The sequence below is a fragment of the Streptomyces sp. NPDC102514 genome (genome assembly GCF_055584525.1).
The window spans coordinates 141,980-156,552 of the sequence record NZ_JBVJLW010000015.1; the positions used below are offsets into that span (position 1 = coordinate 141,980).

At 70.9% G+C, this 14,573-nt stretch carries 12 protein-coding genes and 1 pseudogene; 7 read left to right on the forward strand and 6 right to left on the reverse strand.

Annotated elements, in window-relative coordinates; all coding sequences use genetic code 11:
* Window positions 1–18 precede the first annotated feature (18 nt).
* Together ACZ60E_RS32780 and ACZ60E_RS32785 are read right to left on the reverse strand one after the other, a co-directional pair.
* Window positions 19–1,221 carry a serine hydrolase domain-containing protein gene (locus ACZ60E_RS32780; RefSeq protein ID WP_469445112.1) on the reverse strand — a complete coding sequence of 401 codons (1,203 nt, stop codon included), beginning with the start codon at window positions 1,219–1,221 and terminating at the stop codon, window positions 19–21.
* Window positions 1,149–2,516 carry a Bcr/CflA family multidrug efflux MFS transporter gene (locus tag ACZ60E_RS32785; protein ID WP_384812616.1) on the reverse strand — a complete coding sequence of 456 codons (1,368 nt, stop codon included), beginning with the start codon at window positions 2,514–2,516 and terminating at the stop codon, window positions 1,149–1,151. Before ACZ60E_RS32785 ends, ACZ60E_RS32780 begins: the two co-directional genes overlap by 73 nt.
* 123 nt (window positions 2,517–2,639) lie before the next feature.
* Between ACZ60E_RS32785 and ACZ60E_RS32790 the strand changes: the two genes are divergently transcribed.
* On the forward strand, window positions 2,640–3,641 hold the full coding sequence (locus ACZ60E_RS32790; RefSeq protein ID WP_469445115.1) for a Gfo/Idh/MocA family protein: 1,002 nt from the start codon (window positions 2,640–2,642) through the stop codon (window positions 3,639–3,641).
* Window positions 3,642–3,802: 161 nt separating this feature from the next.
* On the opposite strand, the gene ACZ60E_RS32795 is transcribed toward ACZ60E_RS32790, so the two are convergent.
* On the reverse strand, window positions 3,803–5,449 hold the full coding sequence (locus tag ACZ60E_RS32795; RefSeq protein WP_469445116.1) for an alkaline phosphatase D family protein: 1,647 nt from the start codon (window positions 5,447–5,449) through the stop codon (window positions 3,803–3,805).
* 145 nt (window positions 5,450–5,594) lie between these two features.
* Here ACZ60E_RS32795 and ACZ60E_RS32800 point away from each other — a divergent pair, with 145 nt between their 5' ends.
* From ACZ60E_RS32800 to ACZ60E_RS32820, 5 genes are all read left to right on the forward strand, one after another.
* The gene (locus tag ACZ60E_RS32800) at window positions 5,595–6,404 is read left to right on the forward strand and encodes an SDR family oxidoreductase (RefSeq protein WP_469445118.1); all 810 of its coding nucleotides are present in this window, start codon (window positions 5,595–5,597) and stop codon (window positions 6,402–6,404) included.
* A 284-nt stretch (window positions 6,405–6,688) separates the two neighbouring features.
* Window positions 6,689–8,179 carry an ABC transporter permease gene (locus ACZ60E_RS32805; protein WP_469445120.1) on the forward strand — a complete coding sequence of 497 codons (1,491 nt, stop codon included), beginning with the start codon at window positions 6,689–6,691 and terminating at the stop codon, window positions 8,177–8,179.
* Window positions 8,180–8,232: 53 nt separating this feature from the next.
* Window positions 8,233–8,925, forward strand: a complete 693-nt coding sequence (locus tag ACZ60E_RS32810; RefSeq protein WP_385834427.1) for an ABC transporter ATP-binding protein — start codon at window positions 8,233–8,235, stop codon at window positions 8,923–8,925.
* 188 nt (window positions 8,926–9,113) lie between these two features.
* Window positions 9,114–9,674, forward strand: coding sequence for a DoxX family protein (locus tag ACZ60E_RS32815; protein ID WP_469445122.1), 561 nt, complete (start codon window positions 9,114–9,116; stop codon window positions 9,672–9,674).
* A 5-nt stretch (window positions 9,675–9,679) separates the two neighbouring features.
* A complete protein-coding gene (locus tag ACZ60E_RS32820) occupies window positions 9,680–10,003 on the forward strand; it encodes a MazG-like family protein (RefSeq protein WP_469445124.1) in 324 nt (107 codons plus the stop codon).
* Window positions 10,004–10,186: 183 nt separating this feature from the next.
* Here the strand turns inward: ACZ60E_RS32820 and ACZ60E_RS32825 are convergent, their stop codons facing one another.
* Entirely contained in the window at window positions 10,187–10,720 is a 534-nt protein-coding gene (locus tag ACZ60E_RS32825) for a YceI family protein (RefSeq protein ID WP_469445126.1), read from the reverse strand.
* 118 nt (window positions 10,721–10,838) lie between these two features.
* Here ACZ60E_RS32825 and ACZ60E_RS32830 point away from each other — a divergent pair, with 118 nt between their 5' ends.
* The gene (locus ACZ60E_RS32830; RefSeq protein ID WP_469445127.1) at window positions 10,839–11,381 is read left to right on the forward strand and encodes a MarR family winged helix-turn-helix transcriptional regulator; all 543 of its coding nucleotides are present in this window, start codon (window positions 10,839–10,841) and stop codon (window positions 11,379–11,381) included.
* Between the two features lie 26 nt (window positions 11,382–11,407).
* Here the strand turns inward: ACZ60E_RS32830 and ACZ60E_RS32835 are convergent.
* Window positions 11,408–12,786 (reverse strand): annotated as a pseudogene (locus ACZ60E_RS32835) (SGNH/GDSL hydrolase family protein).
* Window positions 12,787–12,791: 5 nt separating this feature from the next.
* The gene (locus ACZ60E_RS32840; RefSeq protein WP_469445129.1) at window positions 12,792–14,252 is read right to left on the reverse strand and encodes an extracellular catalytic domain type 1 short-chain-length polyhydroxyalkanoate depolymerase; all 1,461 of its coding nucleotides are present in this window, start codon (window positions 14,250–14,252) and stop codon (window positions 12,792–12,794) included.
* Window positions 14,253–14,573 lie beyond the last annotated feature (321 nt).

Below are 14,573 nucleotides of genomic sequence, written 5' to 3' on the forward strand. Positions count from 1 at the left end.
GAAGTCTACGAGCACCGCTCAGGCCCCCCTGACCGCCCGGGCCAGCCGTGTGGCCGCCGTCGCGCGGGGTCCGTGGTCCGCGGGCCGGCGGCGTGGGTGGACCGTGTTCGCCAGGAGCACCAGGAACGTGTCCGTCGAGGGGTCCATCACCAGCGACGTACCCGTGAAGCCCGTGTGGCCCGCGGCTCCGTGGCCGGCGAGGGCGCCCATGAACGACGGCTGGTCGAGGGCGAAGCCGAGGCCCGGCGGGGAGAGGAGCAGTTCGACGTAGTCGGGGCCGAGGATGCGGGCGGTGCCGTAGGAGCCGCCCGCGAGGAGGGTGCGGCAGAAGACGGCGAGGTCGGCGGCTGTGGAGAAGAGGCCGGCGTGGCCCGCGACCCCGCCGAGCGCCCACGCGTTCTCGTCGTGGACCGTGCCCCGCAGCATGCCCCGGTCGGCCTTGGCCCAGGGCCGCCGCTGGTCCTCGGTGGCGGCCGCGCGCGGGCAGGGGCCGTAGGCGGTGTCGGTCATGCCGAGCGGCCGGGTGATCCCGTCCCGGACGAGGGCGTCCAGCGGGCGCCGGGTGATGCGTTCGAGGACCTGCTGGAGCAGCAGCATGTTGAGGTCCGAGTAGCCGTACGCGGTGCCCGGCGCCGTCACCGGCTTCTCCGCCCGCAGCAGGGCGAACCGTGCCCTGTCGTCCCGGCAGTCGTACAGCGGGAGTTCGGGCCGCAGCCCGGAGGTGTGGGTGAGGAGGTGCCGCACGGTGATGCCGTACTCGGTGGCGGCGGCGAAGCCCGGCAGGTACGCCCCCACGCGCGCGTCGATGCCCAGGGTGCCGCGCTCCAGCTGCTGCACGGCCGCGACGCTCGTGAAGAGCTTCGTGAGGGAGGCCAGGTCGAAGGGGGTGCGGACAGTCATCGGCACGCGTTCGCCGCGCGGCAGTTCCACGCCCGCGTCCGTGTCCGCGTCGTACGCGCGGTAGCGCACCGCCCAGCCCGCCGCCTCCTCGACGGCGATCACGGGCCCGCGTCCGGCGACCAGTACGGCGCCCGCGGCCCAGGGCCGGTCCCCGGCGGTGATCGCGCGGAACTCCCGTACCAGAACGTCGAGTTCCCCGGGGTCGAGCCCGGCACGTTCCGCCGTGCCGGGGCGCAGTCTCGGTGCGCTCAGTTCCCCGCTCCCTTCGATCCCGCCCGCTTGCCCGCCATGGCGTTCGGCTGTTTCCGCCAGGGACGGCACAGTGCCATGAAGCAGGCGACGGCGACCAGTGAACACGCGAGCTGGACGACGGCCATCGGGACGGCCGTGTGCTCACCGGCGACGCCCACCAGGGGGGTGGCGATCGCGCCGACGAGGAACGAGGACGTGCCGAGCAGTGCGGACGCGGAGCCCGCGGAGTGCCGGGTGCGCATGAGGGCGAGCGCGTTGGTGTTGGGCATGCACAGGCTCATCGCCGACATGAGCACGAAGAGGCCGACGGCGATCGGGACGAGGCCCACCTCGCCGAACACCCCGGCCGACATCAGGAGCAGCGCGGCCGACGCGACGGTGATGATCGCGAGGCCGACCGCGAGCACCTTGTCGAGGCTGACCCGGCCGACGAGGATCTTGCCGTTGATCTGGCCGACGATCACCAGTCCGACGGAGTTGACGCCGAAGAGGATGCTGTACGTCTGCGGGGAGGCGCCGTAGATCTCCTGGACCACGAACGGCGAGGCGGAGATGTACGCGAAGAGCGCCGCGAACGCGAAGCCGCCGGTGAGCATGTAGCCGGTGAAGACCCGGTCGGCGAGCAGTCCGCGCATGGTACGCAGCGCTTCGACGGTACCGCCGTCATGACGTTCGGCGGGCGGGAGCGTCTCGGGCAGCAGCCGCCAGACGACGGCGGTGAGCGCGATCCCGATGACGGTCAGGATGTAGAAGACGCCCCGCCAGTCGGTGATCCGCAGCACCTGGCCGCCGATGAGCGGCGCGATGATCGGCGCGACCCCGGAGATCAGCATGAGCGTGGAGAAGAACCGCGCCATGTCCACGCCGTCGTACAGGTCGCGGACGACGGCCCGGGCGATCACGATCCCGGCGGCGCCCGCGAGGCCCTGGAGCAGCCGGAAGGCGATGAGGAGTTCGATGGTGGGGGCGATCGCGCAGACGGCGGTGGCGAGGATGTAGACGACGAGCCCGGCGATCAGCGGCCGTCTGCGGCCCCACTTGTCGCTCATCGGCCCGACGACCAGCTGCCCGAGCGCCATCCCCGCGAGGCACGCGGTGAGCGTCAGCTGGACGGTGGCCGCCGAGGCGTGCAGCGCGTCGGTGACGTCCGGGAGCGCCGGGAGGTACATGTCCATGGACAGCGGCGGTACGGCCGTGAGCCCGCCGAGGATGAGCGTGACCAGGAGTCCCACGGAACGGCGGGCGGCCGGTGGCGGTACCGGCGGCGCCGAGGCGGCGACCACGCTCTCCTCTGTCACCGCCGTGCCGGGTATGCGGGCCTCCGGGCCGTCCGGGTCCCTCGTCGTACGGCCGCGCTCGGGCATGCGCCCCTCCCTCTCCGTGTGATCCGCCACCTATGCTCTCAGCTCGTACGGGTGGTCTCGTACAGATGGTCGAAGCGGTCGAGGGCGCCGCGGGCGTCGACGGCACGGAGCGAGGGGTCGGGCATGACTGAGGAACGCGTGCGCTGGGGTGTGCTGGCGACCGGTGGGATCGCTGCGGCGTTCACCGCGGATCTGATCGACCTGCCCGATGCCGAGGTGGTGGCGGTGGCGTCGCGCACCGAGGAGTCGGCGAAGGGGTTCGCGGAGCGGTTCGGGATCCCCCGGGCGTACGGCGACTGGGAGTCCCTCGCGGCGGACGAGGACGTCGACGTCGTGTACGTGGCGACTCCGCACTCGGCCCACCGGGCGGCGGCCGGGCTCTGTCTGGAGGCGGGGCGCAATGTGCTGTGCGAGAAGGCGTTCACGCTGAACGCGCGCGAGGCCGAGGAACTGGTCGGCCTCGCGAAGCAGCACGACAGCTTCCTCATGGAGGCCATGTGGATGTACTGCAACCCGCTGATCCGGCAGCTCAAGGCGCTGGTGGACGACGGGGCGATCGGTGAGGTCCGCACGGTCCAGGCCGACTTCGGCCTCTCGGGTCCGTTCCCTCCCACCCACCGGCTGCGCGATCCCGCGCAGGGCGGCGGCGCGCTGCTCGACCTGGGCGTCTATCCGGTGTCGTTCGCGCATCTGCTGCTCGGCGAGCCCTCCGAGGTGACGGCGAAGGCGGTGCTCTCGGAGGAGGACGTCGACCTCCAGACGGGCATGCTGCTCTCGTACGACAGCGGCGCGCTCGCCGCACTGCACTGCTCCCTGGTCGGCGGTACGTCGACGGCCGCGTCGGTCACCGGCTCCGAGGGCCGCATCGACATCCCGCACGGCTTCTTCCACTCGGACCGCTTCGTCCTGCACCGCGACGGCCGCGACCCGCAGGAGTACACGGCGAACGCGGCGGACGGCACCCGCGCCAGCCTCAAGCACGAGGCGACAGAGGTGATGCGAGCCCTCCGAGCCGACGAGAAGGAATCCCCCCTGGTCCCCCTGAACGGCACCCTGGCGGTAATGCGCACCCTGGACGCGGTAAGGGCAGAGGTAGGAGTCACCTACCCCGGCGAATCCCTCTAGGAGGGGCCGAGCCCGACCAGGGGCGCGGGGAACGGCGCAATCTTTATGTCTTTAGGGGGCGGAGCCCCCCAGGGGCGCGGGGAACTGCGCGACCGGCCACGACGGACCCGCAGCCGACAACGAACACGCAGCCCCCGCCCCTGAAAAGCCGGGCGAGGCCACTACGCCGGCTTCAGCCCCTGGTCACCGACCTCCGTGACGAACGACGCGGCCGTACTGATCGCAGCCCCCGGCACAGTGACCGCCGGCACGGTCTTGAAGTCGGCCCGAGCCTCCTCCCGCCCCAACCGCACGGTCGTGTATCCCCGCCGCCCGTTGTAGAACTTCAGATGCGGATTCGCCGCCATGTACGTCTCCCAGTTGGCGGGCTTCTCCGTCCCGTCCCGCCCACTGGTGATCGAGGTGGTCACGATCTCCGTACCGAGCGTCCGGGACGAGGGATCGTCGAAGTCGTCCTTGATGTCGAAGGCGTACCCGACGTGGACGTCCCCGGTGAGCACCATCAGGTTGTCGACCCCGGCGGCCTCCGCTCCGGCCAGCACCCGCCCCCGCGAGGCCCGGTAGCCGTCCCACGCGTCCATGGACACCCGGGACGGCGCGGTCAGGTCGAAGTTCCGCTGGGAGAAGATGACCTGCTGCGGGACGACGTTCCACAGCGCCTGCGAGGCCTGCCACCCGTCCAGCAGCCACCGCTCCTGCGCCGCCCCGGTGATCGTGCGTGCCGGATCGTCCGTCTCGGGGCCGGGCACGTCCGCCCCGTCCCCGTACGCCTGGTCGGAGCGGTACTGCCGGGTGTCGAGGATGTCGAACTGTGCGAGGCGGCCCCAGTTCAGCCGCCGGTACATCTGCATGTCGGGGCCCTCGGGCCGCTGCGGGCGGCGCAGCGGCAGGTTCTCCCAGTAGGCGCGGTATCCGGCGGCGCGGCGCAGCAGGAACTCCTCCGGCGGTACGGAGTTCTCGGGTATGTCGTCCGCGTAGTTGTTCTCGACCTCGTGGTCGTCCCAGGTGACCACGAAGGGGTGGGCGGCGTGCACGGCCCGCAGGTCGGGGTCGGTCTTGTAGAGGGCGTACCGCAGGCGGTAGTCCTCCAGGGTGATCGTCTCGTGGTTGAAGAGGTCGGGCAGTACGCGGTCGGTGTAGTTGCGGGCGCCGCCCACGGAGTCGACCGCGTACTCGTAGAGGTAGTCGCCGACGTGGAAGACGACGTCGACGTCGTCCTCGGCGAGATGGCCGTACGCGGTGAAGTACCCGTCGTGGTAGGCCTGGCAGGAGACCGCGGCCAGCCGCAGTTCGTCGACGCGCGCGCGGGACGAGGGCGCGGTGCGGGTGCGCCCGGTCTCGCTGATCCAGCTGCCCGTCCTGAAGCGGTAGTAGAAGACCCGGTCGGAGTCGAGGTGGCCGACCTCGACGTGCACGGAGTGGTGGAACTCGGGGTGGGCGAAGGTCGCCCCCCGTCTGACGACGTGGCGGAACCGTTCGTCGCGGGCGAGTTCCCAGTGCACGGTGACGCGTTCCGGGGGCAGTCCGGAGTCCGCCTGGTACGGGGTGGGGGCGAGCCGGGTCCACAGCAGCACGGAGGCGGCCTGCGGGTCGCCGGAGGCCACACCGAGGGTGAAGGGATTCTCGGTGATCTTCGCCGCGTCGAACTCGGCTGCGCCCGCCACGCCCGCGGTCGGCAGGTTGGTGGCGAACGCCAGGACGGCGGCCGCGCCGGTGACGGTGAAGAGCCGGCGGCGCCCGAGGTGACGGGCGGCGGCGCGGAGTTCGGGGGCGTGCTGCGACGGTTGCTGGTGGCCGGTGGATGTCATCTGGCCCTCCCCTGACGGTTGTTGTACAAGGAATTGGAGTGGTCAGAGTCAACGGCGGACCGTCACGTACACAACAGTCAGATGTCGGACGGATGAGTTCCAAATGGCGGACCGTCGACCATGGCCTCCCGTACGCTGCGGGGCCATGAACGCCCATCGAACGAAGATCGCGATCGTGACAGGCGCGGGCTCGGGAATCGGCCGTGCCGTGGCCGTCGAACTGCTGCGGACCGGCTGGTCGGTGACGCTCGCCGGCCGCCGCGCGGAGCGGCTGGAGGAGACGGCGGCGCTCGCGCGGGCGGCCCTCGCGGACGCGTCGCCGGGGGCCGCCGAGGAACCGGCCGGGAAAGAGAGCACGTCGTTGTGCGTACGCACCGACGTGTCGCGGCCCGAGGAGGTGGCCGCGCTGTTCGACGCCACGCGGAACCGCTTCGGCCGCTTGGACCTGCTCTTCAACAACGCCGGCACGTTCGGACCCGGCGGTGTGCCGTTCGAGGACCTGCCCTACGACGCCTGGCGGCATGTGGTCGGTACGAATCTCGACGGGGCGTTCCTGTGCGCGCAGGCGGCCTACCGGCAGATGAAGGAGCAGGATCCGCAGGGCGGAAGGATCATCAACAATGGCTCGATCTCGGCGCACACGCCCCGGCCGCGGTCGGCGGCGTACACGTCTACGAAGCACGCGCTGACCGGCCTCACGAAGTCGCTGTCGCTGGACGGGCGGCCGTACCGGATCGTCTGCGGGCAGATCGACATCGGGAACGCGGCGACGGACATGACCTCGCGGATGACGACCGGGGCGTTGCAGGCGAACGGGGAGGTGGCCGCGGAGCCGGTGATGGATGTGGGGGATGTGGCGCGGACGGTCCGCCATATGGCGGAGCTGCCGCTGGAGGCCAACGTGCAGTTCGCGACGGTTCTCGCCAGCGGCATGCCTTATGTGGGGCGGGGGTAGCTCCATCGGCGGGGCTCGCCGGGGCGCCGGGGGCCGCGGGTTGTTTGAACCTGCGGGTTCGTCGTGGCTGGGCGCGCAGTTCCCCGCGCCCCTGAAGGGGCACAGACAACACCCCTTTCCTGGGAACCGGCCCTGAGTCGGTCAGGAATCAGCTGTCTTACGGGATTCTGATTCCCGGGAGTGCATTCTCAGGTCTTACACATTCCCTACTCAGGGTGTCTCAAAGGTTCGTCCATAGCTTGTGGCAGCGCCCACAGCGGGCGCCAAGAACCTTAGGGACAGGGATGTTTGGCATCTATCTCAAGCGTGAGCTGAGCCGGCGCAAGAAGTCGGCTCTGGTCATCGCCATGGGTCTGGCGCTCGGAATCGCGCTGGTCATCACCGTCAACTCGGTGTCGGCCGGCATGTCACAGGCACAGGACAAGGTCCTCCAGTCGCTGTACGGACTCGGCACCGACATGACGGTGACCAAGGCCAGGGAGGCCCCTTCCGCCGGCAACAACCAGTCGGGCAGACCGAATTTCGAATTCGACGCCGGTTCCGACGACGACGAGGAGCAGAGTTCGGACCGCGTGACGACTCAGGGCGGTCAGACACTCAAGTCCTCCCTCATCGAAAAGGTCGCCGCGCAGAAGAACGTGGCGAGCGCGGTGGGCGCGCTGACCCTGAACGTCACAAAGGTCGACGGCAGTTTCACCCAGGGCAAGGCCAAGACCGACACCTCCTCTCAGGGCTCCCAGGGCCAGGGCGGCGGCCCCGGCGGTACGGGCGGCGGCGGTTCGACCGGTCAGCCCCAGGTGCAGGGCGGCGGCGCCTCCTTCGACGTCAACTCGTACTCGGTCTCGGGTGTCGACGTCACGAACCAGGATCTGGGCCCGCTCGCCACCACGAAGATCAGCAAGGGCACGTCGTTCACGGCCGCGCAGACGAACGCGAAGGTCGCGGTGCTCAGCACGTCGTACGCCAAGGAGAACAAGTACACCGTCGGCGAGAGCATCAAGATCTCCGGCACCAAGTACAAGGTCATCGGGATCGCGACCCCGGACAGCAGCGAGTCGACGACCGACGTCTATCTGCCGCTCGAGCAGGCCCAGACGCTCGGTGACTCCAAGAACAAGATCTCCACGATCTATGTGAAGGCGTCCGACTCCCAGCGGATCGACGCGGTCAAGGCGGCCATCCAGAAGAACATAGACGGTACGACGGTCACGACCTCGGCCGATCTCGCGGACACCGTCTCCGGCTCGCTGTCGACCGCCTCCAACCTCGCGACCAGCGTGGGCAAGTGGCTCTCCATCGCGGTGCTGGTGGCCGCGTTCCTCGTCGCCGCGCTGCTCACCTCATCGGCGGTCAGCCGCCGGGTGCGGGAGTTCGGCACGCTGAAGGCGCTCGGCTGGCCGAGCCGCAAGGTCACCCGGCAGGTCGTCGGCGAGTCGGTCGTGAACGGCCTGCTCGGCGGAGCGCTCGGTATCGCCCTCGGCCTGGCGGCGGCCTACGCGGTCACGGCGATCAGCCCCACCCTCACCGCCGAACTCGGTTCCACGGGCGGCGGCCAAGGCGGCGGTCCCGGCGGCGGTGGACCCGGTGGGGGTGGCGGCCCCGGTGGGCAGAGCGCGTCGAGCACCCTCGACATCGCGCTGTCCGCGCCGGTCTCCGTCACCACCATCGCGCTCGCCGTGGGCCTCGCGGTCGCGGGCGGTCTGATCGCCGGCGCGATGGGCGGCTGGCGCGCCTCCCGGATGCGTCCGGCCGACGCCCTGCGCAGCGTGTCGTAACCCCCGCCCCCCCCCAACACCACGGCACGTCACGTTCGTTACGGAGAAGACGTATGTACAAGCTCACCGGCGTCACCAAGAACTACACGAGGGGCAAGGAGACCGTGGAGGCGCTGCGCGGCGTCGACCTCACCATCGAGGACGGCGACCAGCTCGTCATCCAGGGCCCCACCGGCGGCGGCAAGTCGACCCTGCTGCAGATGATCGGCGGCCTGGACCGCCCGTCCTCCGGCAGCGTCGAACTGGACGGCGTGGACCTCGCGTCCATCAGCGAGGCAAAGCTGACCCGGGTGCGCGCCGAAAAGATCGGCATCATCTTCCAGTCGTTCAACCTCATCCCCACGCTCACCGCGCAGGAGAACGTCGAGACCGCGCTCGTACCCCTCGGGGTCAAGCCGTCCGAGCGGCGCGCGAAGGCCGCCGAGGCGCTGGGTTCGGTCGGTCTCGGCGACCGCCTCACCCACGCGCCCAGCGAGCTGTCCGGCGGTCAGCAGCAGCGCGTCGCGATCGCCCGCGCGCTGGTCAAGAACCCGAAGGTCCTCCTCGCCGACGAACCCACGGGCAACCTCGACGAGGGCACCCGCGACGACATCATGGCCCTGCTCGAAGGGCTGTGGAGGGAGCACGGGCTGACGTTCGTCATGGTCACGCACGACTCGTCGATCGCCCGGCGCGCACCCCGGCTCGCGACCATCAAGAAGGGCCGGATCGCCCTGACCGAGCAGCAGCCGCAGCCCGCGCTCTGACCGGTCCGCCCGTACGGCGTTCCAAGAGGCCGCTCACCCTCACCGGTGGGCGGCCTCTCGCGGTCGCGCCGGTCACGGCGGTCACGGCGGTCACCCGAACGGCGGCGCGGGCCAGGACCCGGCCGGCGGTCCGGTGCGACGGTGAGCAGACGCATCCATGCTGTGACCTGCGAGGAGTGACGGGAACCGTGACCTGTTTCGACCGACGCGACCTGGGACTGCTGCTGCTCCGCCTCGGTACGGGCGGAGTGCTGGCGGCGCACGGGGCACAGAAGCTCTTCGGCTGGTTCGGCGGGGGCGGCCTCTCCGGGACCGGCGCGTTCATGGAGTCCGTGGGGTACGCGCCCGGCCGGGCCAGCGCCGCCGCGGCGGGCCTGGCGGAGACGGGCGGCGGCACGCTGCTCGCGCTGGGCCTCGCCACCCCGGCGGCCGGAGCCGCCGCGGCCGGGGCGATGGCGGGCGCCTCCGCCCTGCACGCGCCCAACGGCTTCTTCGCGCAGAGCGGCGGCTACGAGCACGCGGCCTCCCTGGGTCTCACGGCGGCGGGCCTGGCCGTCACGGGCCCCGGCCGGATCTCCCTGGACCACGCCCTGGGGCACACGGTCGACCGGAACTGGATGGTGCCGGTCGCCCTCGCGGTGACGGCCGCGGCGACCCTGGCGGTGATCGGAGCGCGGTACGCGCGAGTGCGCGGCCAGGAAGAGGGCGAGCAGGGCGAGTTGTTCGACGAGGAGGGCGTGGCAGTCTGACCGTCATGAGCGACGACGGTGATCTCTGGCAGTCCATCGAGCACCTCCAGGACTGGCTGGCCCGGAACCAGCCGGACCGCCCGCCCCAGGAGACCCTGCTCCTGCGGGTGCTGAAACTCTCGGAGGAGGTGGGCGAGGTCGCCGAGGCGGTCATCGGCGCCACCGGCCAGAACCCCCGCAAGGGCATGTCGCACACGTGGGACGACGTGCGCGCAGAACTCTGCGACGTGATCATCACAGCCGCGGTGGCCCTACGAACCCTCACCCCCGACGCCCAAGAGATCTTCACCACCCACTTGGCACACGTAACAGCCCGCTCCCACCCCTAGCCCCCCGAAGGGGCGCGGGGAACTGCGCGACCAGCCCCCACCGACCCGCAGCCGAAACCCGACCTCAGCCACCCCACCCCTCAGGGGCGCGGGGAACAGCGCAACCTCTCGTCCGACGCCGCCCCAAGCCCCCTAAGGGGCGCGGGGAACTGCGCAACCAGCCCCCACCGACCCGCAGTCGAACTACACCCCCTCGCCGGAGGCGGAACCGCGTCGCGTGAACCTGAGCGTCGCAGTCACAGTGGTCAGCCCCCGGATCATCCCCATCTGGTTCCACCCCAGATTGAACTGCGACCGGTCCACGGTGAACTCAGCGGCAAGCGTCACCGCCTCGGCGCTCGACTCGGTCACCGTGCCGGTCACGGACTGCGGGCGGCTGACGCCGCGGACGGTCAGCTCCCCGCTGATCGTGACGCTGTCGTCCGGCCGGACCACCGCGTCACGGACGGCGAACACGAGCGTCGGATGCCGCTCGGCATCGAAGAAGTCCGCACCCCGCAGATGCGCGTCACGCTTCGCGTTCTTGGTGTCGAGCGACCCGGCCTCCACCGTGATCGTGCCGTGCGCGGTGCCGCCCGCCTCGACCTCACCTTCACCGACGACCCCACCGAAGGCGCCCTTCACCGTGACCAGACCCCACATCGTCTTGTGCTTGATGGCGATGGCGGAGCGAACGGCATCGAGCTGCCACAGGCCGGTTTCCACAGCGACGGTCATGGGACTTCTCCTGAAGATGAGTGCGGTCGTTCACGGACAACTGGATCAGTAATCCAAATTTGGATGACCCCACGCTAGCCGGTCATCCAAAAATGGACAACCGGTAGACTGTGCCACCATGGCCGCCTCTTCCACCCCCGCCGACCAGCCCGCATCCGTCCCGCCGGACGACGAGATCGACGAGATCGGCGAGGGCGCACCGGAGAACGGCCTGCTGCCCGCCGAACTCCGTTCCTGGATGCGCCTGCTGGCGGCGGCCGGCGCGATCGAGCAACAGCTGCGTTCGCGGGTGAAGGACGCCATGGGGGTCTCGCACGACGAGTTCCTGGTGCTGTGCCTGCTGGCGGACCAGCCGGGCTCCAGCCTGCGGATGACCCGCATCGCGGAACTGCTGGGCCGCCCGAAGACCCGGCTGACGTACCAGGTCGCCTGTCTGCAGCACGCGGGTCTGATCACCAAGAACTCCGCGTGCGGCGACCGGCGCGGTATCGAGGTGGCCCTCACGGACAAGGCCCGCCGTCTGCTGAGCGAGTCCACGGGCCCGCTCGCCGACGCCGTCTCGCAGGCCATCGCGCGGACGGCCTGCGCCCAGCGGTACACGCAGCTCCACGACCTCCTGCCTCTGCCCCTGCCCGCCGACCCTACGGAAAAGCCCACCTGACCCGGCCGGTCGGCCGATCGCCCGAGTCAGCCGGTTCGCGTCCGGGACGACCGGAACAACCGGAGCGGCACCGCGGCGGCGAGCACGCGATACCCCTCCGGATTGAGATGCAGCCAGTCCCCGTCGTGCAGCGCGGACCGCAGGCGCCGCGGATCCGCCGGGTCACGGACGGCCCGGTCGAAGTCGACGACCGCGTCGAACCGTCCACTCGTACGGATCCAGGAGTTGACCTCCTGCCGCGACGATTCACGGCGCCCCTCGGGGTCGTCGTACATCGCGTTGCCGCCGAACGGCGTCAGCGTGGCCCCGTACACGCGGATGCCCTGCGCGTGCGCCCGGACGACGATCTGCTCGTACGCGGCGATCAGTTCGGTCGTGACGCTCCGCTGGGCGGTGGGGGTGGCGGCGGCGGTTCCGAGGTCGTTGACCCCCTCGAAGACGACCAGCCAGGAGACTCCGCTGCGGGACAGGACGTCGCGGTCGAGGCGGGCGAGGACGTTGGGGCCGAGGCCGTCGTTGAGGACGCGGTTGCCGCCGGCGGCCTGGTTGAGCACCGCGACCCCGTCGGTCGCGGGGTGCGCGCGGAGCCGGTCCAGCAGGCGGTCGGTCCAGCGGTCGTTGCCGTTGGTGGTGGAGCCGCGCCCGTCGGTCAGGGAGTCGCCGAGGACGGCGACCGCCGCCGTACCGGGGCCGGAAAGCACCTCGACATCGCTGAGGAGGTACCAGTGGTTGACGGCGGTCGCCCCCGGGAGATCGAGATCCCGGGTGCGGTCGGCGTGACCGGCCTTCTGGAGGTACGAGGTGGTGCGCGACCCGGGGTGCGAGGTGAGCGCGGTGGACGGCTGCCCCTCGGCGAGGTACGCGGTCACGGTCAGCGCGGAACCCGGTGCCAGCCCGAAGTCCAGCGGATCGGAGACGAGTTGGGCCCCGACGGGCACGGTCGCCGACGCGCGTCCGGCGAAGGTCACGCGCCGCGGCGAGCCGGGTTCGACGGCACTGACTCCGGCCCGCCCGCCGAGCGGAAGAGCCACGCTCACGGCGGTGAGGGGCAGCGCGGTGTCGCCGAACGCGTTGGAGAACCGCAGCCGGACGCGCCCGCCGCCGGTCGAGACCCGCACGGTCTGCCGCAGGGTGGTGTCGACCAGGACGGCCCGCTCCTCGGTGAACGGCGGGGCGGCATATTGCCCGGCTCGGTGAGCTGCGGCATCGCTGTCCAGGTGTTGACCCAGTGCCGGGCACCCGCCCCGGCCGGCCCGGCGGAACCACGGTCCGCACCCCGCGCCCCCTCGACGAGGGCCACCACGGCGGACGCGCTCACGGCGAGGACCAGGACGAGGACGAAGGCGGTGACGAGACGGACGAAGGAGTGCGCTCTCGACGGCGGCACGGGCCGTACCGGTCTCATATCCCTCAACTACCGCTGCACACAGTGCCGTTGAGAGTGAAGGCGATCGGCGCCGAGCTGTTCCCCGTATGACTCGCCTGATAGCCGATGCTGACGCTCGCGTTCGCCGCGATCGTGCTGTTGTACGAGGCGTTCGTGGCCGTCACCGCGCCGCTCGCCGGGGCGTACGTGGCGCCCCAGCCGTTGGTGATGCTCTGCCCGGACGGCAGGGTGAAGCCCAGCTGCCAGCCCTCGATGCGGGAGGTGCCGGTGTTGGTGATCGTCACGGAGCCGGTCAGCCCCGTGTTCCAGGCGCTGGTCGTGGCGGTCACCTTGCAGGCGCCCGGCTGGGGCTGGGGGCCGGGGCCCGAGCTGTCCAGGCCGAAGAACGTGAGGACGCGGGCCGCCATGCCCCAGGCGTACAGGTTGTGGCCGACGCCCTGGAGGCTGACGGCCTCGACGGGGGCCTGGTCACCGGTGGCTCCGTAGCGCGTACGGGTCCAGCCGGACTGGGGCGAGTCGGTGACGGCCGGGGTCTGGCTGACGCCCAGCACGTTCGTCCACTGCTCGATCTCCTCCCCGAAGTTGGGGTAGCGCAGCACGTCGTCCTCGGTGCCGTGCCACACCTGCATGCGCGGCCTCGGGCCGGTGTAGCCGGGGTAGGCGTTGCGGACCAGGTTGCCCCACTCCTGCGGGGTGTGGAGAACCGTGCCGCCGGAGCAGGCGCTGTTCCACTCGGAGCCGTCCGTGGTCGCGAAGCAGCCGAACGGTACGCCCGAGAACGCGGCGCCCGCGGCGAACACGTCCGGGTAGTCGCCGAGCAGGACGTTCGTCATCATCGCGCCGGAGGAGATGCCGGTGGCGAAGACGCGTCCGGTGTCGGCGGAGTAGGTGCGCGTCACATAGTCGACCATCGACTTGATGCCGACCGGGTCGCTGCCGCCACCGCGGGTCAGCGCCTGGGGCGAGGAGACGTCGAAGCACTTGCTGGCGCGGGTGACCGACGGGTACACGACGATGAACCCGTACTGGTCGGCGAGCGAGGCGTACTCGGTGCCCGAGTACATCGCCGGGCCGGAGCCCGTGCAGTAGTGGACGGCCACCACCACGGCGGGGTTCGCGGTGACGCTGTCCGGTACGTAGAGGTACATCTGGAGGTTGCTGGGGTTGCTGCCGAAGTTGGTGACCTCGGTGAGGGCCGCGGCGGGCGCGGCGGCGGCCTGCGCGACCGGCGCCTTCTTGACGGGCGCCTTCTCGACAGGCGCCTTCTCGACAGGCTCGCGGGCGACGGCCCCGGGGGCGGAGAGGAGCGTCGTCGCGAGCAGGGACGCCAGGGACACCAGTACGGCGAAGAGCACCGCGAGCCCCGAACGCGGGCGTCTGCGCGCGGTGTTGCCGGACACGGCGTTGCCGGGTACCGCCTTGCTGGGCACGGCGTGATGGTCGGCGGTGCGGCTGTGCACGGTGTTGCGTCCAGTGGCGGACATGTCCGTCCCTTCCGGAGCACGACTGTGAGGAATGCGGGCGTGCGGACATTCGGGCGTACGGGAATTCAGGAGCGCGGGCATTCAGGCACGCAGGGATGGCGCGGTGGAGCGACGCCAGGAGACGGGGCCAGAGACGGGGCCAGCCGCATGGCATGCGCATGACTGCGCTGTCGCCCTGCCATGGAAGCGCTCCCACGGGGACGGGGTGGAGACCGAAACCGGCCAGCGGGGACGAATGATTTCGACGGGGCGATCGGCCGCATCCATTGCACGACCCGCACGTCGCGCATTAGGTTGACGCATTAAGTTACTCACAAGTAG

Coding starts and splice junctions, on each gene's coding strand:
- ACZ60E_RS32785 (WP_384812616.1), bottom strand. CDS start 2,516: ATGCCCGAGCGCGGCCGTACGACGAGGGACCCGGACGGCCCGGAGGCC.
- ACZ60E_RS32790 (WP_469445115.1), top strand. CDS start 2,640: ATGACTGAGGAACGCGTGCGCTGGGGTGTGCTGGCGACCGGTGGGATC.
- ACZ60E_RS32795 (WP_469445116.1), bottom strand. CDS start 5,449: ATGACATCCACCGGCCACCAGCAACCGTCGCAGCACGCCCCCGAACTC.
- ACZ60E_RS32800 (WP_469445118.1), top strand. CDS start 5,595: ATGAACGCCCATCGAACGAAGATCGCGATCGTGACAGGCGCGGGCTCG.
- ACZ60E_RS32805 (WP_469445120.1), top strand. CDS start 6,689: ATGTTTGGCATCTATCTCAAGCGTGAGCTGAGCCGGCGCAAGAAGTCG.
- ACZ60E_RS32810 (WP_385834427.1), top strand. CDS start 8,233: ATGTACAAGCTCACCGGCGTCACCAAGAACTACACGAGGGGCAAGGAG.
- ACZ60E_RS32820 (WP_469445124.1), top strand. CDS start 9,680: ATGAGCGACGACGGTGATCTCTGGCAGTCCATCGAGCACCTCCAGGAC.
- ACZ60E_RS32825 (WP_469445126.1), bottom strand. CDS start 10,720: ATGACCGTCGCTGTGGAAACCGGCCTGTGGCAGCTCGATGCCGTTCGC.
- ACZ60E_RS32830 (WP_469445127.1), top strand. CDS start 10,839: ATGGCCGCCTCTTCCACCCCCGCCGACCAGCCCGCATCCGTCCCGCCG.
- ACZ60E_RS32840 (WP_469445129.1), bottom strand. CDS start 14,252: ATGTCCGCCACTGGACGCAACACCGTGCACAGCCGCACCGCCGACCAT.